The sequence below is a fragment of the Tengunoibacter tsumagoiensis genome (genome assembly GCF_003967535.1).
Classification (GTDB): domain Bacteria; phylum Chloroflexota; class Ktedonobacteria; order Ktedonobacterales; family Ktedonobacteraceae; genus Tengunoibacter; species Tengunoibacter tsumagoiensis.
The window spans coordinates 1,721,211-1,739,923 of record NZ_BIFR01000001.1; the positions used below are offsets into that span (position 1 = coordinate 1,721,211).

The window sequence follows — 18,713 nt, forward strand, 5'->3', positions numbered from 1 at the left end:
CGGACAAACGATATCATTATATCGTGGCGATCATTAGACCAGTCAATCATAGTCCTGCAGGCGGCTATACCTATGATGACAGTAAGCATCCACATGCCGTCACTGCTGCGGCCAATGGCTACACGGCCTCCTATGACCTGGCTGGCAATATGATCTGTCGCGCACCGACCAGTGCCACTACCTGTACTGGCACGCAGACTGGTCAGCAACTGGGTTATGATCCTGAAGGACGCCTTTCAACCTGGCAGGACAAACCCAATTCGCCCAGTTCGACGGCCAAATATCTCTATGATGGTGAGGGGAACCGCGTAGTCGCTCAGACCACCTCAGGTAGCAACACGACCACGACCACGTATATCGGCAACAGTGCGGAGGTGCAACAAACCACGGGCCCGTCGATGCAGACGCGACCTGTTCTGGCCTGAGTGGACGACGATTTGGCGCGAACGTTTTGTCGATGGTATCAAAACGATAGTAAAGAGCTTTGCAGAACATATCACAATATGATGAGTAAAAAAGATGAGTATCAGACATGTGTGAATGCAATTGGTTTGGACCAGTGTAGATAGCAAAGTTAAGCTCCTTTCTTAAGGAGTAAAGTGAACGGTACCACTTGTTCAAGGTACATCGTGAGCAAGTGGTTGCTACAGAAGGTGTGAACACGATGAAAAGACAAGAGACTCAAGTCAGATATGTAAGAGGGATAACCTCAAGTTACCCGTTATCCTGGTTTGAATATCAAAGAACGCTGCCCTTATCGATACCATTAATTGTTTCTCTTTATATTTATGGCTACGATAACTTTATTTCTTTCTGTGTATGGGCACTAAGCTTTGTTCTTTTATTTCTCTTTATCACCCTTGTTATAAGAGTGAGAGCAGACAAGCATGTAGAAACCTGGTATAAAAAACCAGGTTTATTCGATCTTTTTCGGGGCATATTTTCTGTGCCTCTTTCTTTTATAGCTGGATTCGAGCTTTTTAATCTTTCAACCGATATATACTCTGATATACCATTTTTTAATATTACAATATTGTTAACAATAATGATAATAATATTATCTTTTAATTATGTGCTATCTCTATTCATTAAGCTGTTAGTTGCCAAATAGGGGATAGTTGGAAACGAACAATTATTTTGTTACCAACTGCGCCACTTCGAGAGCATTGTGATACAAACATGATGCATTTTCATATTTCATCATAATTATCCAAGGAGGTTATTCATGGAGCCTGGAGCCTATTATCTGGCGGAGCACCATCAAGATGGTCAACCGCTCGCCTGCTCCAACATACGCCCGCAGTGGCTACACGGCTGGCAAGCGATCAGGCATGTGTTGTCCGGCCTGATACTTTGTGTGACGTTTTTCGTTCTTGCTACGGTTATTCCTTTTTCCGCCCTGCAAGGTCAGAGCGAAGCTTCACAAGCGAGGCTCTTGCAGACTCATGGTCAGGGTAGTGTGGCCAGGAGCTTCTTGCAGACGGAGCGTAGTGCCAGCTTGATAGATACTCAGTTTTTTGGATCTTATGAGCGCAATAGCTACCAGAAAGGATATTTGAGGATTGAGAGAGGCGTTACGAGACCGTATAGTGATGATCGTACTGGAGTAGAGTACGACCATGAGAGCTCTTCTGTCCCAGGCGTCAGCCAGTTCATTTTACCTGACAGCGTCGAGGGCAAGCCTCAGAGCATGCGTCTTGATGCCTACCTCAAGGGAAAGCTTGAGACCCAGACGGACCCAATCGGACAATGTTCTGTCAATGATCATGGATTGTGTCCTCTCTCACCTCCAGGTGGCGGCAATAGCAGTAGTAGTGGAGATGGACGTGAAAGTGATACTGATCATGAATGCGGACCTGGTACAATTTCGAGTGGAAATCAATGTATAGCTGTAATTTATCATACGCAGGACAATCTTAATGCGAGCCAGACAAAGCTGAACCCGGCAATATACGTAGCAACATACATAGCAGTGACTTTACTGGTTTTAGTAGGGGTGATATTGCTTTCAAAAAGTATTTACGCACTTATAAAAGCATACAAAGATTTTTATGCTTCAGTAGGAAAAGAGGAGAACTCCCCTGAGCCTGAACAGAAAACGGAGCTTCCGGTAACAGCCTATCAGCTGGCAGAGCTCCATCAAGTTGGTCAACCGCTCGCATGCTATGACATGCGCCCACAGTGGATACGTATCTGGCAAGCGTATAGGGATATGTTGCTCAGAGTGGTAATTTGTGTCCTCCTTTTCGCGCTTGCTGCGATTCTTATTTTTCTCTCCGAAGTATTTCAAGGTCAGATTCAAGATCCACAACTCAGGCTCTCAGTCGGGCTTGTTGGTATTATTCCATGTTTTTTCAGTGGTGTTGAATGGTTGATTATGAAACATATGGTCGCTCGGGAAATCCCAGCATCCCTTCTTGTTTGCACAAAAGGTCTTATTGTGATTTACCCGAAAGTCGTAGATGTGCTTCATTGGGATGAGGTAAAAGGACCTCTCATAGTAGAAGAGAGAAAGAAAAAGAGGAAGAGTTATAAACTTCGTCGTATCAAAGGTGAGCCACTCGTCTTTAATGATGCATATGAGGATAGCGAATCCCTGATTGAACTCGTCAGGCAGCAGATCCAGAGAGGATAGCCGTACCAGGATTGCCTCTCTACTTGACAGTTCTTCCCGGCTGGAGTATATTAGTGTAAAGAATACACTAATAGGAACCCTGTCATTGGGGCAGGGTTTAGAGAGAAGGGCAGAGCAAGCGAATGGAAGAGTCAAGCAATGGGAAAGAGGCAATGAACGAGCAGAAAGAGGAAGAGCAGTCCGAAGAGGGCCCGCATAATTATGATGCGGCGAAGTATGAGCGGCCATCGGTAACAGTCGATGTCTTAATGATGAGCCTCAGGCAGCGCGACCTTCAGATGTTGTTGATCAAGCGTCGTTCCTGGCCTTACGAAGGAATGTGGGCTATCCCTGGTGGCTTTATCAACATGGACGAATCGTTAGAGACCGCAGCGAAACGGGAATTGCAGGAAGAGACGGGTGTTGAAGACGTCTATCTGGAGCAACTTTATACTTTCGGCAATCCTGGTCGTGATCCTCGTACACGTGTCATCACCGTTGTCTATTTTGCGTTATTAGACTCAGAATTATTACAGGTCTCCGCTGCCAGCGACGCCACAGATGTGGGCTGGTTCTCCGTCTATGATCTCCCTCCGCTTGCCTTTGATCACCAGATGATCGTTGAATACGCATTGAACCGTCTGCGTGGCAAGCTAGAATACACAACAATTGCCTTTAACCTTCTGCCCGAACAATTCACCCTACGGGAGCTCCAGTGGGTGTATGAGATTATCCTGCATAAGAAGCTGGACAAGCGTAATTTCCGTAAAAAGATTCTTTCGACCAACATTCTAGAGGACACGGGAGCCAAAAAGATGGAAGGGACCCATCGGCCTGCGCGGCTCTATCGCTTTAATCCCGAGGCCGAAAGCAAGCTCTAAACTCTCCTAGAACATCGTATAGCCAATTTGTAATCTATCCAGGTAATGCCACATTTTTTCTGAAGTAGCCTGTATTCTTCGTGAAGAGATCGAGAAATTGCATCACATAAGGAGTGGAGACTGATGGAACAATTGGAGCAGAATACCCGATCAGTTGAGCAGTTTTTGCAGCGTTCAGCGCCCTTTCTCACTGCCGTTGCTAGCTGGGAGCAGCAGTTGAGTGATCTGAGCTGGCAGAGTCTGCAAACCGAGGCCGAGCAGGGGAAAGTGGCCGTCTTTAGCATTGATATGGTCAATGGTTTCTGTCATGAGGGACCACTTTCAAGTTCGCGGGTCAAAGGAATTATTCCAGAAGTTGTCAACGTCTTTGAGCAGGCCTATCGTATTGGCGTCCGACAGTTTGTCATGGCGCAGGATAGCCACACACCAGAGTCCATTGAATTTGCCGATTTCCCGCCTCATTGTCAGGTCAATACCAGCGAGGCCGAGAACATTCCAGAGTTAGCGAACCTGCCCTTTGCCCATTTATATACAACCATTGCCAAGAACTCATTAAATGCCTTCCATGGTACTGAGCTAGCGGCCTGGTTAGATGAGCATAAGGATCTGAGTACCGTCATAGTAGTTGGCGATTGCACCGACCTCTGCGTCTATCAGACCGCGATGCACTTAAAGCTGCATGCCAATGCTTATAATCTGCCTTTGCGTGTCATCGTACCAGCCAATGCCGTCCAGACCTATGACACGCCGGTCGAGGTTGCGCAAGAGATCGGTGCCCTGGCCCACGATGGGGATGTCCTGAACCTGATCTTTTTATATCATATGTACCTGAATGGGATCGAAGTCGTGCGCAAGGTGAACGGGTAACGACGGCCATCATGAATGATGGGCCCTACGATATTGAGCGATAAATCGCTTATAAAGGTGCAATTTATTGCACGAGAAGGTAGGGCCCATCATTTATGATGGCCGCGTACCACGCCAATCATCGCAAATGATGGGTTTATACGATAAATCGACGATGGAATGTAATACATTGTATGAGGGTGGAAAAGGGGTGGAGTGGGTCACGACGGCCATCATGAATGATGGGCCCTGCGATATTGAGCAATAAATTGCTTATAAAGGTGCAATTTATTGCACAAAAAGGTAAGGCCCATCATTTATGATGGCCGCGTACCACGTCAATCATCGCAAATGATGGGCTTATACGATAAATCGCTAATGAGATGCAATTCATCGCACAAAAATTTAGGTCCCATCATTCATGATGAACGCGTACCACGTTAATCATCGAAAATGATGGGTTTATACGATAAATCGTAAATGAGATGCAATTCATCGCACAAAAAGGTAGGGCTCATCATTCATGATGGCTGCAGACTACCCCTTAGCCATTCAGGCGAGCAGTGCAATACGTAATCTGTGCAGGGGACCAGCCGACGCAATCAATACGCGTGCCCAGAGGGGCATTCAGCAGATTACTCTCAGTGGCTAAGGGCAGGCTTGTCTGAGGGTCCCAGAGAACAGGGAGCCCTTGAGCCTGATGGAGCCGTTCTGGTGAGATCTGTACTGGATAGAGGCGGCGAATGCACGAATCAAAAAGGTGTTTTGGAAAATGGAGAACCTCGCGCCGCCAGATCACATAAGATGGTTCAGACGTATATTCGTCGCTCAGATCCTCATTTGAGACATTAGCATGAAGCATAGCTGCCAGAAGATAGGCCTCCTGAGGACTGAGAGTAACGCGTTCAAGATAGCGCTGGCGTGGATTGAGCGTTGCAATGACCTGAGCGCTATAATGCATCAAACGTCTCAGCCATTGGGCGGGTTTAACGAGATAGACGCCCCATTCCTCAGAGACAATCGTCTCTCCACGTTGCTCATTGCTACTCTGCCAGACCTGAAAAATAGTCTTACTTACTTTAAAATCGCACTGGCATTCCTCCCATGACGGATAGCCACGATGACGAATCTCCTGGCGAATAGTAGTGACCAGCGCGGTCAATAAGGCCATTCCTGTACCTAATGCCAGACCAGTCAAGAGCAAGGTGCTGCGGGTTGGTGTCGTCTCTTTCAAGGTTGTGCTACCTCCAGTAGATCAAGGAGTCCAGTCAGTGAATGAACAAGCAAACAGTCGACCTGTTGTGCATGAAGAGTGCCTGAGCGATCGAGCAGGATAGGAGTAATCCCGACGGAGCGAGCGCCCAGAACATCATAAATATAAGAGTCTCCGATATGGATCGTATAATCTGCAATGGCATTGGCGCGTTGGAGAGCCATCTCGTAGAGCTGAGGTGATGGCTTGGCATGTCGGGAAGCTGCTGAGATGAGCAGGCAATCAAAAAAGCGGTTCAATTTATGATGGTGCAGGATAGAGCTTAGCGCGATCCCCCAGTCAGAGATAACCCCTAATTGATAGCCATGGGCTTGCAATGCCTCCAGGGTGGGCAGGACATCGGGATAAAGCTCCCAGCTTGTATGTTTGGTAAACTCCTGATTGACTGCAGATGCCAGTTGATAGAGGCGGGCCTCATCCTGTTCTTCCACAAAGGGGCGCAGGAGCATCGTATAATAGCTAGTCCAGAAATCGTTAATCGCACGCTCGTCGGCCCAGATATGTTTGGCCATCTTATTCTGGCGGAAATAGAAGTCTTCAGCGGCCTCGGCCCCTGCTTTTACTTGATCGAGATGAAGATGGAGATCAAGCTGTCGGCAGACCTGCTGACAGATTTCGGGAATAGAAGGAAAAGGGCGTAAGAGGGTAAAGCCTGCATCCAGAAAAATTGTGCGGATAGATTGTGGTTGTTCAAATTTCATGAAACCGCGCTACCTGTCTAGAACACATCCTGTACAGAACGTGCCCGCTAGCACATCAATGAGCACCCACCCCCCTCTCTGCTATTATCACTGCCTCATGTTTATGGGTGTCAACTTGAAGTCTAGCATGTTGCCATGGTAGTGTCAATGTAATATCTTCCCACGAGTGTGGTTCACATTGTCGCAACTTCAATACGCAGATCTACCAAAGTATCCCTTCCCATGACCTATGTTCCCATTGGGCCATGGAGGGGCTCACTGAGCGGAGTGGGAGCAGAGGAAAGAGACAAGCGGCTTTCCCTACTTTGAATTATATTAAATGTAAAATTTGTATATGTGACAAAATATGATGAGACAACCTCTCTCATAGATAAATGGCACCGATGGTTTCTACCATCGGTGCCGGTGTTTGTTGCGGAATGAGAGTGATCAGTCAGCCTGACCTGCTGCGATCGGCAGGGGCTCGGCGACCGGAGGAGTTGGTGGGACAGCCACGTTCTTCTTCCGACCACCAGCGACCAGTGTATATAGTGTCGGGACCAGGATCAACGTCAATGCCGTTGAAGTAGTCAGACCGCCGATGACAACAATAGCCAGAGGGCCAGCGATAAAGCCGCTCGACTTATCAAAGCCGAGAGCCATTGGAGCCAGCGCGAGAATCGTCGCCAGAGCCGTCATTAGAATCGGACGCAGACGTCGGCGACCACCTTCAAGCACTGCCTGAGAGGCATCCAGACCCTTATCACGATACTGATGGACCAGATCGATCAGCACAATCGCGTTGGTTACGACAATACCAACCAGCATTAGGAGGCCGATCAGAGCTGGAGCTCCGATGGCGGTATGTGTGATCGCCATCAGAATCAACGAGCCAGTGGCGGCAAACGGAATCGAGATCAACAGGATTAATGGTTGGACCAGACTACGGAAGGTTGCAACCATAATCAGGTAGACCAGAAGAATCGCAAACAGGATAGCCAGTCCCAGATTCCGGAAGGTTTCAGCCTGGCTGGAAGAGATACCTCCCAGGTCATAGGAAGCACCAGCGGGCAGATGTAATTTTTGCAGACGCTGTGTCACATCCGCTGTAATGGCACCAGTATTCGAGCTAGTTGTATCGGCTGTGATCGTAGCTGTACGAGCACCGGCGATATGCGTAATCTGAGTTGGTCCCAGCGTTTGTGTGACATCAGCAACCGTGGACAGCGGAATCGTCCCGGCCACCGTAGTCAACGGAATAGCCTTCATGGCCTCGACCGTATTGGCAGGAGCTCCCAGATAGACGTCAACCTGCTGCTGATTGCCATTGAGCGTAATAGTCGTACTGGTGCTACCACTGTAGATCTGGCGCAGCGACTGACCAACCTGGGCCGCAGTCAGACCAAATTTTGCTGCTTTGGCGGGGTCCACATGGACATCGATCAACGGAGCAGCATTGGAGAGATTGCTCGCAACATTCGTCGTATCTGGTACTTTTGCAACCTCATCCAGAACCTGCTGTGAAGCTGCCGCCAGAGTGGCATCATCGCCTGCATGCACATTGATGCTTAGATTAGAACTGCTAAAGCCACCGCTGCTGGCAGCGACCACCAGCTTGCCAGCATCAGTCAGATCCTTCAGACGATTGGTCACCGTATCCTGAACGCTCTTTGTATTGACATTATCGTCTGTTGTGACCGTATAGCTGGCCTTGTTGGTTGTGCTTCCCGTCGAAAGGAACGAGCCGCTTGAACCAACATTGACCTGATAGAACTTAATACCAGAGACATCATGTAGAACAGCCTCAACCTTAGCGGCGGCGGCATTTGTCGTATCAATGCTACTATTATCGGGCAACGTCTGCGTAATGGTAAAGGAACTGGAGCTAGAGGAATCGAACAGATTGGTGCCCAGTAGTCCGGCCAGACTCATCGAAGCCACAAAGAAGATCACCGCCACGACCAGCGTAATTGCGCGATGTTTAAGTACCCAGCCAAGAATGCTGACATAGATGCGCTCCAGCACACTGGGCTTCTCGTGTTCCTCATGATTATGGGCCTGGACGTTTTTAGGAGCCTTTAAGAACCAGTAAGCCAGAACTGGAATAATCGTGAGAGCCACAAAGAGAGAGGCCAGGAGCGCGATAGTGACCGTCACCGAGAAGGGTTTAAACAGCTCACCCACAATTCCCGAGGTAAAGGCAATCGGCAGGAAGACTGCTACCGTTGTCAGTGTCGAGGCTGTAATCGCTCCGGCTACCTCGCGTACACCCTCATAGACAGCTTTCTTCTTATCATCACCAAGATTCAGGTGGCGATAGATATTCTCCAGTACCACAATCGAATCGTCGATGACGCGTCCAACGGCAATCGTCAGACCACCCAGAGTGAAGAGGTTAAGAGAGTAATTGCCGATCCAGAGACCAATCAACGCAATCATAATCGAGAGCGGAATCGAGATAGCTGTTACCAATGTCGAGCGGATCGAGAAGAGGAAGAGCAGGATAATCAGGATCGCAAAGCCAGCACCGATTAGACCTTCATTAACCAGACCATCAACCGATTGTTGAACCTGAGGAGCCTGATCAGAGATCACCGTAAACTTTGCACCATGGCCCAGCTTCTGCTCAATATCCGAAAGTTTATCGTGCAGATCCTTTGAGATAGCAACAGTATTGCCGTCAGTAGTCTTTGTAATAGAGATACCAAGGCTCTCTTTTCCATTTGTACGCGTAATGGTTGAAGAGGGAGCCAGATCCTCTTTCACAGTAGCAACATCACCCAGCTTAATAAACGTTGGGGCTACTGCCGTAGGAGGAGCAGTCGTTGTACCAGTGCCAGCGCCGGCTCCAGGGAAACCGGCTCCCGCTCCCGCGCCCGCGCCGGGGAGACCCGCGCCAGCCCCAGCACTCGCTGAAGAACTGCTGCCAACAATAAGATTAGCCAGATCGTCGATAGTTTTGAACGTATTGCCAACACGAATCGAGAGCGTCTGGCCATTGGCGGTCAGCTCACCCGCAGGCAATGTAATATTATTCGCCTGAAGTGCCCCGGTTACCTGGCTGGCACTGACACCAGTTGCTTTTAGTTTGGCAGGATCGAGCGTGATATTCACAATCTGATCGCGAACACCATTCACTTTTACCGTCGCAACACCATTGATACCTTCCAGCTCAGGGACAGCCAGCTTTTTAAGATCGAGAGCCAGCTGTTGCTGATTCTCATCGGCATTGACCGCCATAGAGATAATGGGCAGATCAGAGAGATTGAACGCCTGAACCTTCGGCGTTACATTGGTTGGCAGCGTGCTCTGGATATTGCTCAAGCGGCCAGAGAGATCCTGCTGCGCTTTGCTGAGATCAGTGCCATAGTTGAATTCAACAATAATAACAGACGTACTTTCATTAGAATAAGAGGTCGTCTGTTGAATTCCCTGTAGCCCTTGAATGCTCTGTTCAACGGGATTTGTTACGGCCTGTTCAACAATCGAAGGTGAGGCACCTTGATAGACGCTGACAACCGTAACTGCTGGAAATTGTAAGGATGGATACAATTCCTGTTTCAGTGAAGGAATAATGTATGCACCAATCAGCAGAATTGCAATCGCTGCAAGAGCGACGAGGCTGCGATTGGCCATACTCAATCGTGATAAAAACGACATGTGCTACTCCTGAGATAAAAAAATCCAGATATATCTTGTCACAGCAGTTCAGAAGATTGAGTGCAAGATGTGGAATAGGGCTCTGGCTTTTGACCTCTTTATCGCCGCCAGGCCATTTTTTGTGTGCTGGAGATCATCATTGTCAACAGCGCGGGCAGGTCTTCCCTGCGCCAGGGGTGCAGCCTGCTTTCCCAATCGATTTTGTACATAATATAGTTGTGTCTACGTTAATAGATATCACAAACGTGTGAGTTTGTGCCATCACTAGTAGTTTAGGTTATCAAGTGATAAATATGCTCAGGGAAATCCCTGATTTTGGAGGAGCTTGCCAGATAAAAAAAGCTTGCTCTCCTTCACCAAGGGGAGCAAGCCTCTTCTGTCTGGTGGATAGTGAAGCCAACCGTCTAGATTAGACAAACATATTCTGGAGTTTATCGGCCTGATCGACGGCCACGAGGTTATTGATAAACTCGTCGATATCGCCATTCATCACCCCTGGGAGATTGTGGCGTGTCAGACCGATGCGATGATCGGTAACGCGATCCTGGGGGAAGTTGTATGTACGGATCTTCTCGCTACGATCACCGGTCTGAACCTGAGAGCGGCGATTCTTGCTCAACTCTTCCTGACGTTTGGCCTCTTCCAGATCCCATAACCGAGCTTTTAACACGCCCAGAGCTTTGGTCTTATTCTTCAGCTGCGACTTCTCATCCTGACAGGTAACCACCAGACCAGTGGGGAGATGCGTAATACGTACAGCGGAGTCCGTCGTATTCACGCTCTGTCCACCATGCCCGGTCGAACGATAGACATCGACGCGAATATCATTCTCTTTGATCTCAATATTGATGTCATTATCGGCTTCTGGTAGGACGATCACCTTGGCTGTAGAGGTATGGATGCGGCCATTCGCCTCTGTCAGAGGGACGCGTTGAACACGATGGGTGCCACCCTCGTATTTCATACGGCTGTAGGCCCCCTTGCCCTTAATCACAAACGTGATATCTTTAATGCCACCCTGTTCAGTATCGTTGGCATCGAGAATCTCGATCTTCCAGCGGCGCGTATCGGCATAGCGAGCATACATGCGGTAGAGTTCACCAGCAAAGAGAGCTGCTTCATCGCCACCAGCTCCGCCCTGGATCGTCACAATAGCATTCTTCTCGTCCATAATATCTTTGGGGAGCAGAGCTACTTTCACCTCTTCCAGAAGCTGCTCTTTGTGTTGTTTTAGCTGCTCCATCTCTTCAAAGGCCATCTCGCGCATCTCGCCATCTTCGCTATCGTACATCTCTTGAGCATCGGCGATCTGAGCATCAGTTGTTTGTAGCTCATTGTACTTATGGACCACCTCTTCGAGCTCTGAATGTTCGCGTCCATAGCGCTGGAGCTGCTGAATATCTTCAAGTACCTCTGGCTGAGCCATCAGAGTATTTAGTTCCTCATAGCGGCGGGCCAGACTGGCCAGTTTACCCATGAAATCCATGATTTGCCTCCCGGTATCTCACCATTCGCCTGGCTGCCACTGGATCAGGAAGCAGCATAATGCAAGGTTAGAACGAATGGGGTTGTCTGTCGTATTGTAAAGTCCATTGTGTATCAGGTTCATTCTGTTCTCTTCTCTCACCTTGATGCCTTGAGCCGATCTGTTTCATCTGCCTGTGCCCTGGCCTATGTAGTGGATCAGTGCCCTGAACCAATAGAGATCGTAAGCGCAGAGAAGAGCAAGAGGCGAAGCCTTCCTTTATATAAAAAAACTCTTATATAAAAAACTCTATAAAAAACAGAGCCAGCACCAGAGTGGTTGTGAAGAAGGGGCATAGTGAGGCCTCGCTACCCGGCGGTTAAAAGGTAGCTCTCTGTCATTGCGGTCAGGCGGGGACTCAACAAGTCGCGTTCGCTTCCCGATAAAATATGCGCATTGAAGATACTAAACATAGATTGCCTCATGCTAGCTAGTATAGCACTTTTTTGCGTCCGATGAAAGCAATCAGCAATGGTGTTTTCACAGCAGGCAGCACTCATCGCCCATCATGAAGAGAGATGAAGATAGCAAGAACTCTTCACAAAATGCAAGCAGAAAAAAGTTCTTTTTCCTGTTGTAAAAGGTGTGAATGAGCGTAACCAGTTCCCTTTGTGATGCGTACTAGAGAAAACACCAGAAATTTTGACAACCTGGGATTTGGGGGAATAAACCAGCTATCATCGACGTTATAGATGATGAATTAGCAATCAAGTGGATAGAGTGCTAGACAACAGAGAATATCTGTGCTAGAATATTAGCAGTCACCTGAATCTTTTGCTAAAAGACATGTGAGAAATCATCCCTGACTTCTCTGCATGACAGTGAGGAGCATATAAAAAAATATGAAATGTGAACGTTGTCAAAAAAATCCCGCTCGCGTTCGTGTCGATCAGATGGTAGATGGCAGACGTGAGTCGCATTTACTCTGTCAGTCCTGTGTTGATGAGCTGATGAGTACGATGGGACAATTGGGTGGCTTTGATGGTCAGGGTCTCTCGGGTGCTCCCTTTGGTTTCTCTGCCAATGCTGACAAAGCAGCTGCCTCTGGTGGCGCGAGTAGTGTGAATACTGCGACTGCTGAACGGCAGGCTAAACATAGTAAAACCCCAACCTTAGATCAATATGGACGTGACCTGACGAGCGAAGCCTCGGAGGGGAAGCTTGATCCGGCTGCTGGCCGTGAGCGTGAGCTTCGTCGCTTAATTACGATTCTCGGACGTCGTCAGAAAAATAATCCAGTCCTGATTGGTGAGCCCGGTGTAGGTAAGACCGCTATTGTAGAGGGCCTGGCCCGTCGTATTCAGGAGGGGAATATCCCTTCGACCTTACGTGGTAAGCGTATTGTTTCGCTCAATATTGGTGGAATGGTTGCTGGTGCAATGTTCCGTGGACAGTTTGAGCAGAGAATCAAATCGATCCTGGAGGAACTGCGGCAGGCTCCAGAAGTCATCGTCTTTATTGACGAGTTGCATACGGTGGTGGGTGCAGGTGCGGCTGAGGGGGCGGTTGGTGCTGGTGATATGATCAAGCCAGCCCTGGCCCGTGGCGAACTGCGCTGTATAGGAGCAACGACCCTCAATGAGTATCGTAAGCATATTGAGAAAGATTCGGCTCTTGAGCGTCGTTTCCAGCCTGTAATGGTTGGAGAGCCATCGGTTGAAGAGGCTATCGCTATGTTGCACATCGTGCGGCCTAACTATGAGTCTCATCATGGGATCAGCATCACCGACGAGGCCATTGAGGCTTCCGTTAAACTTTCTGATCGCTATATTAATGATCGTTTCTTGCCGGACAAAGCTATCGATGTGATGGACGAGGCCAGTTCTGCCTTACGTTTAGAGGCCATGGAGAAAGGGATAGCCAGCCCACTCTTAATCTCTGAACTTGAGCAAGAGCTTGCTGAGATCCAGGCGAAAAAAGAGGCTGCGGCCAATGCAGAAGATTATGAGAATGCGGCCAGAATGCGCCAGCAAGAGCTGCGGGTAATGGCCCAGCTGGAGACTGCTCGCGAGCAGAGCGCCAATATGGTGGCATTGATGGTTACTCCTGAACACGTTGCTCACGTAGTGGAGAACTGGACCGGGGTCCCTGTCAGCCAGATGTTGGAGAGCGAGCGCCAGAATCTGCGGAATCTGGAAGATGATCTGCGCAAGCGTGTCATCGGTCAGGATGAGGCCCTTAGCGCTGTAGCTCGTGCCATTCGCCGTTCTCGTGCCGGACTGAAAGATCCTCGTCGTCCCATTGGATCGTTCCTCTTCCTTGGCCCAACTGGCGTTGGTAAGACTGAACTTGCACGTTCGTTAGCTGCGGAGCTCTTTGGTGGCGAGGAGAACCTGATTCGTCTGGATATGTCGGAGTATATGGAGCCCCACACGGTCTCGCGCCTGTTTGGTAGCCCTCCGGGATATGTTGGCCATGACGATGGTGGGCAGCTCACCGAGCAAGTTCGCCGCCGTCCGTATAGCGTGATCCTGCTCGATGAAGTGGAGAAAGCCCATCCAGAAGTCTTTAATTCGCTGTTGCAGATTATGGATGATGGACGTTTGACCGATGGTCAGGGACGAACAGTTGATTTTAAGAACACTGTCGTCATCATGACCAGCAACGCCGGGAGCGCTGATCTCAAGCGCGCTGCCAGCATTGGCTTCTCTGCTCGTAAGGGTGAGGTAAGCGATGCCAGACATGAAGCGATGCGTGCGAAAGCCATCAATGGTCTGAAAGAGTTTTTCCGACCGGAGTTTATCAATCGTATCGATCAGATCGTGGTCTTCCACTCGCTGGCGAAAGATGAGCTGAACAAGATCGTCGAGCTGCTGCTCAATCAAGTCCGCTCACGACTGGCCGATCAGGGCATTGAATTAGAGGTGACTGAAGAGGCTCGTGACTTCCTCCTGAAAGAGGGTTTCGATGAAGAGTATGGTGCTCGTCCATTACGCCGAGCCATTCAGACCTACGTTGATGATGCTCTAGCCGATGCCCTACTGGCAGGTGAAATTGCCAGTGGTCAAAGTGCACTCCTTCGTGTACAGGACGACAAGATTGTCGTTGAGGCCAGAGATAACAATCGACCAGAAGAAGGTATCGAACTTGCATAAAGCCAGAAGGTTAGCTTGATGGTGTGTGCATAAAGAAGCGAGGCCGTTGCCGTAGAGCATCCTGTATGATGATTATGGGGTGCAACAGAGCGGAGCGGCTTCACCGCAGCCATCATAAACGAATAGCCCTGCACGATTATACGCTAAATCGTGCAGGGCTATTCGTTTATGATGATGTTTCGTATGGTGTTCAGAAGAGTGGAACAGAGCGGAGTGGGCCACAACGGCCATCATGAATGATGGGCACGACGTGTTCAGGCGATACATTGCTTATGAGGTTGTAGATTATAGTGTCTGAGGACCTTCATAAGCAACGAGCAATAATTTGTTCTCTGGATGGTCTCCATGGGCTCCTGGATGGAATCCAACGGAAGAGCATTTGCATCTGTTCTCTAGCGTTAATCGTATACAGTAATGGTGGTTTAGCATCGACAATGCTTCATCAAGCGAGGAAACTATTTACAAGCTAACGGATGCATTCTACCCTGAACCTCTTCATATTGTGCAGATAGTGGCCGTGTTGACTTGTATCAATGATCTTGTTACACTGAGTTTGCATAAAGGAAAGCCTGTTAATCTTCTAAAAGAATTCTATCAACTGTTTGTTTCTTTTCGAGCATCTGAATGCGCATTACGCATCTCTACAATCCGTTTTCTCTAAATCAGAAGGGGGGAGAGCACTGGCATGATCAAGTACAAGTAGAACATGCCAGATGAGCAAATATGGTTTCATCACATAATACATTCAGACCAGAGCCACCAGAAGATGCTAAAAGTGCGTTACTGCAGCAATTAAAAGAGAGTGAAGCGCGGTTTCAGATGCTATTTGAGCATGTTGCTGTAGGTATGGCTTTTGTGGGCATTCAAGGCCAATGGCTCCAGGTCAATCAAAAATTATGTTCCATTATTGGCTATAGCCATGAAGAGCTGTTGTCTCATTCTTTTCAAGAGATAACTCACCCTGATGATCTTGAAACTGATCTGAATTTTGTCCAGAGTCTGCTGGATGGTCATAGTGAAACGTATGCGCTGGAGAAACGCTATATTCGCAAAGATGGCTCAATTATTTGGATTAACCTGACAGTCTCGCTGGTGCGAGATGAGATGAACAGACCACTTTATTTTATCTCTGTTGTTGAGGATATTTCTGAGCGCAAACGTGTTGAGGCAGAATCGATGGCCCATGCCAGTCAGTTAGAAGCGATCCTGTCGGCCATGGCTGATGCGATCATGGTCTATGATCAGACTGGATCGGTAGTCTATGCGAGCTCAGCGGCCTATGAACTGTTTCCTCTGGAGACCTGGCCCGAGCATCTGTCTCTTGATCCCACAGAGCGAGCCATGCACTATGCATTACGGGATGAATATGGCCAGCCACTGGAACCTGACCGGTCACCCGTCCATCGCCTCTTGAATGGGGAAGTTCTTAAGGGACCAACCGCCCTCGATGTGATGATGAATGATCGCTTGAATCATGAAGTATCAGTAAGTATTAGTGGTTCGCCGATGCGCAATGCGTATGGTCAGATTACAGGAGCCGTCCTTATTGCGCATGATGTAACACGCCGTCGAGCACTTGAGCGTCGCACTCAGCAGGCCTTAGAAGGGCTTATTGCGATGGCGGAAGCATTGGTAGCGCTTCCTGAGAGCGCTGAGCAAGAGGACAAAGTTGCCTTAAAATTGGCTGCGTTGACCTGTAGTGTTCTGGATTGTCCACGTGTGAGCATCTTCTCTGTGAATGAAGAAAGTGAAGAGTTGCGTCCTCTGGCAGTCTTAGGGCTCCCGCCTGAACAACTGGAAGAGTGGTGGCGAGCACAACGAAGAAATGTCACCTATGTACATCAGATGGATGCAGCAATTGTCGATCGCTTGCGGCATAACGAAGTCTTTCTCCTTGATTTTCAACAGCCTCCGTATAATAGCTTCCCTAATCCCTATCAGATTGATAAGATACTGGTGGCTCCGATGTGTATTGGAGAGCGTTTGATTGGCATCTTAAATCTAGATTACGGGCCTGTGAGCCCTGATGGGCAGGGACGTCATCACTATTCCGACAGCGAACGAGCTCTGGCGAGCGCAGTGGCACAGCTTTCTGCCCTGGTATTTCAGCGCCAACGCCTCTTAAATGAACGAGCAGAGGCGCAGGGGAGAGAAGTTGCATTGCGCGAAGCCAATCTGCGTATGGAAGAGTTTCTGGGTGTGGCCAGTCACGAGTTGCGCACGCCTCTTACAACGATTAAAGCGAACGTACAGCTCTCATTGCGCCGTATACAGGCGATGTTGCGTCGAACCGATGAGATGTCCGATGAGAACGTTGAGAAAGTCGAAAATATGAGAGGTATGCTCATGAAAGCAGAGCGACAGATCGATGTGCTCAACCGCCTGGTTGGGGATCTCATTGATATCTCACGTATTCAGACTGGACGTTTACAACTCCACCTGCGCCAGGAACCATGTGATCTTATAGCCATCCTGCAAGAGACCATTCCAGAGCAACATAAAGCCACGCGTGGTCGCCGGATTGATCTGCATCTGCCAGAGGTAGAGCAGATTGCCGTCCTTGCCGATCGTGATCGCATTGCTCAGGTTGTGACAAACTATTTGAGTAATGCTTTGAAATATTCGCGTGTGGATCAACCCGTCCATGTCTCTTTACAGATAGAGGAACATGAAGATGGGCGGTTTGCTCGTGTGCTGGTGCAGGATTATGGGCCTGGCCTGTTACCGGAGGAGATTGAGAAAGTCTGGGACATCTTTTACCAATCGCAGCGGATCAGTGTACAGAGTGGTTCAGGAGTCGGGTTAGGGCTTGGTTTGCATATTAGTCAGACAATTATTGAGCGTCATCATGGGCAGGTAGGTGTGGATAGTACTCCTGGTCAAGGTTCTACATTCTGGTTTACATTACCAATGAAAGAGAGTATTCTGTACACAGAATACTCTAAGCGGTAGAACCAGTAAGAGAGGGGGCTCTGTATTTTATGAAGTTTCGTCGGTCTCTGGTCTGGGGTGGAATGGCGGTAGGTACGGTTGGAGTGGCTTATGCTGTTCAAAGTTTTTTACCACAGCAGTTGGTCGCTGATCACTATGTACAGCCGAGTGGAAAACTTCTGAAAACTGCGACATATCCTGAGATTGAGGTCTCGTTTTTGCGTTGTGGGAGCGTAACTTTACCAGAATGTCTGGCTGTGCGCGGCTCATTCTCCTGCATGCCGCGTGTCATTACCTATAGTGCAGTCTTGATCCGCCATCCACAGGCTACGTTCTTATTTGATACGGGTCTGTCAACGGATATTCCTCTCTTTCTGCTGGACCAGTCCTGGTATTTTAAGCAGACCCTGGGGAAGTTTAAACTAGAGCGTCCGCTCTACCAGCACCTTCAACAGCGTGGTCTTCCAGCCAATCAGCTTGATTTTGTCTTGCTCTCCCATTTGCACTGGGATCATGTTGCAGGTCTTCCAGATCTCCCTGGCGTGCCATTGCGGATTAACCGCCTGGAGTATACGGCAGCCTGGCAGGGATTATTTGCGCAGAACGATGGTCTGGTTAGCCGTCTGATGGGCAAGAATCCAGTTGATCTCTTTGATTGTGCAGGACCAGCGTACGAAGGTTTTCGCTCTAGCTTTGATCTGTTGGGGGATGGCTCATTGATTGTGGTTCCCCTGCCAGGGCATACGCTCGGTCAGGTAGGTCTCTTTGTGAATCGTTCCAATGGATCTCGTCTCTTTCTGGTTGCAGATGCAGCCTTTGTTGCGGAGAATTATCTCCTTCCCGCCACCTCTCATCCTTTTTTGTGGTCTCAAGTGACGATCGATCCTAAATTGGCTCGTCAGACATTAGTTGACGTGCATCATTTCTCCCTTCGTCATCCAGAGGTTCCGATTATTCCTCACCATGATGCCCGTATGCAGGAAGCTTTTGCACTGGTCCAGTTGTAATACCTTGCGCTTTATGCATAGATTATTTTTATCTTCATCTTTGCTTAGTTGATTAATCAATGAATAGCATGTTAGTGATAAAATTAATTTTTGTGTATAAAATTATATAAATGTATGCTATTTCCCTCTCTCAAGGTTGCCCACCTCCGCCATATATGTTAAACTACAACCATTGACGAATGGATGAGCAACAAGAAATAG

The 18,713-nt window shown here is 48.6% G+C and carries 12 protein-coding genes; 8 read left to right on the forward strand and 4 right to left on the reverse strand.

What is annotated here, in order from left to right; all coding sequences use genetic code 11:
• Window positions 1-23: 23 nt before the first annotated feature.
• The 5 genes from EL628_RS06685 (at window position 24) to EL628_RS06705 (ending at window position 4,609) form a co-directional block, all read left to right on the forward strand.
• Window positions 24-425 (forward strand): hypothetical protein, encoded by a 402-nt coding sequence (locus EL628_RS06685; RefSeq protein WP_126579194.1) that lies wholly within the window; start codon window positions 24-26, stop codon window positions 423-425.
• A 1,265-nt stretch (window positions 426-1,690) separates the two neighbouring features.
• Window positions 1,691-2,635, forward strand: coding sequence for a hypothetical protein (locus EL628_RS06690; protein ID WP_126579195.1), 945 nt, complete (start codon window positions 1,691-1,693; stop codon window positions 2,633-2,635).
• Between the two features lie 122 nt (window positions 2,636-2,757).
• A complete protein-coding gene (locus EL628_RS06695; protein WP_126579196.1) occupies window positions 2,758-3,495 on the forward strand; it encodes an NUDIX hydrolase in 738 nt (245 codons plus the stop codon).
• Window positions 3,496-3,618: 123 nt separating this feature from the next.
• A complete protein-coding gene (locus EL628_RS06700) occupies window positions 3,619-4,362 on the forward strand; it encodes a cysteine hydrolase family protein (protein ID WP_126579197.1) in 744 nt (247 codons plus the stop codon).
• A 67-nt stretch (window positions 4,363-4,429) separates the two neighbouring features.
• Window positions 4,430-4,609: a hypothetical protein gene (locus EL628_RS06705; protein WP_126579198.1), complete on the forward strand. Its 180-nt coding sequence runs from the start codon at window positions 4,430-4,432 to the stop codon at window positions 4,607-4,609.
• Window positions 4,610-4,885: 276 nt separating this feature from the next.
• Here the strand turns inward: EL628_RS06705 and EL628_RS06710 are convergent, their stop codons facing one another.
• From EL628_RS06710 to prfA, 4 genes are all read right to left on the reverse strand, one after another.
• Window positions 4,886-5,575: a hypothetical protein gene (locus EL628_RS06710; protein WP_126579199.1), complete on the reverse strand. Its 690-nt coding sequence runs from the start codon at window positions 5,573-5,575 to the stop codon at window positions 4,886-4,888.
• Window positions 5,572-6,315 (reverse strand): HAD family hydrolase, encoded by a 744-nt coding sequence (locus EL628_RS06715; RefSeq protein ID WP_126579200.1) that lies wholly within the window; start codon window positions 6,313-6,315, stop codon window positions 5,572-5,574. The genes EL628_RS06710 and EL628_RS06715 overlap by 4 nt, the downstream gene beginning before the upstream one ends.
• A gap of 429 nt (window positions 6,316-6,744) precedes the next feature.
• Window positions 6,745-9,954 (reverse strand): efflux RND transporter permease subunit, encoded by a 3,210-nt coding sequence (locus EL628_RS06720; protein WP_126579201.1) that lies wholly within the window; start codon window positions 9,952-9,954, stop codon window positions 6,745-6,747.
• 409 nt (window positions 9,955-10,363) lie between these two features.
• On the reverse strand, window positions 10,364-11,440 hold the full coding sequence (prfA, locus tag EL628_RS06725) for a peptide chain release factor 1 (RefSeq protein WP_126579202.1): 1,077 nt from the start codon (window positions 11,438-11,440) through the stop codon (window positions 10,364-10,366).
• Between the two features lie 881 nt (window positions 11,441-12,321).
• Between prfA and EL628_RS06730 the strand changes: the two genes are divergently transcribed.
• The 3 genes from EL628_RS06730 to EL628_RS06740 all read left to right on the forward strand — a co-directional run bounded on the left by EL628_RS06730 (window position 12,322) and on the right by EL628_RS06740 (window position 18,512).
• Complete coding sequence (locus EL628_RS06730; protein WP_126579203.1) at window positions 12,322-14,574, forward strand: ATP-dependent Clp protease ATP-binding subunit; 2,253 nt, start codon at window positions 12,322-12,324, stop codon at window positions 14,572-14,574.
• A gap of 723 nt (window positions 14,575-15,297) precedes the next feature.
• A complete protein-coding gene (locus tag EL628_RS06735; RefSeq protein WP_126579204.1) occupies window positions 15,298-17,526 on the forward strand; it encodes a sensor histidine kinase in 2,229 nt (742 codons plus the stop codon).
• Between the two features lie 29 nt (window positions 17,527-17,555).
• Window positions 17,556-18,512, forward strand: coding sequence for an MBL fold metallo-hydrolase (locus EL628_RS06740; RefSeq protein ID WP_126579205.1), 957 nt, complete (start codon window positions 17,556-17,558; stop codon window positions 18,510-18,512).
• Window positions 18,513-18,713 lie beyond the last annotated feature (201 nt).

Coding starts and splice junctions, on each gene's coding strand:
- EL628_RS06690 (WP_126579195.1), top strand. CDS start 1,691: ATGCGTCTTGATGCCTACCTCAAGGGAAAGCTTGAGACCCAGACGGAC.
- EL628_RS06695 (WP_126579196.1), top strand. CDS start 2,758: ATGGAAGAGTCAAGCAATGGGAAAGAGGCAATGAACGAGCAGAAAGAG.
- EL628_RS06700 (WP_126579197.1), top strand. CDS start 3,619: ATGGAACAATTGGAGCAGAATACCCGATCAGTTGAGCAGTTTTTGCAG.
- EL628_RS06715 (WP_126579200.1), bottom strand. CDS start 6,315: ATGAAATTTGAACAACCACAATCTATCCGCACAATTTTTCTGGATGCA.
- EL628_RS06720 (WP_126579201.1), bottom strand. CDS start 9,954: ATGTCGTTTTTATCACGATTGAGTATGGCCAATCGCAGCCTCGTCGCT.
- prfA (WP_126579202.1), bottom strand. CDS start 11,440: ATGGATTTCATGGGTAAACTGGCCAGTCTGGCCCGCCGCTATGAGGAA.
- EL628_RS06730 (WP_126579203.1), top strand. CDS start 12,322: ATGAAATGTGAACGTTGTCAAAAAAATCCCGCTCGCGTTCGTGTCGAT.
- EL628_RS06735 (WP_126579204.1), top strand. CDS start 15,298: ATGGTTTCATCACATAATACATTCAGACCAGAGCCACCAGAAGATGCT.
- EL628_RS06740 (WP_126579205.1), top strand. CDS start 17,556: ATGAAGTTTCGTCGGTCTCTGGTCTGGGGTGGAATGGCGGTAGGTACG.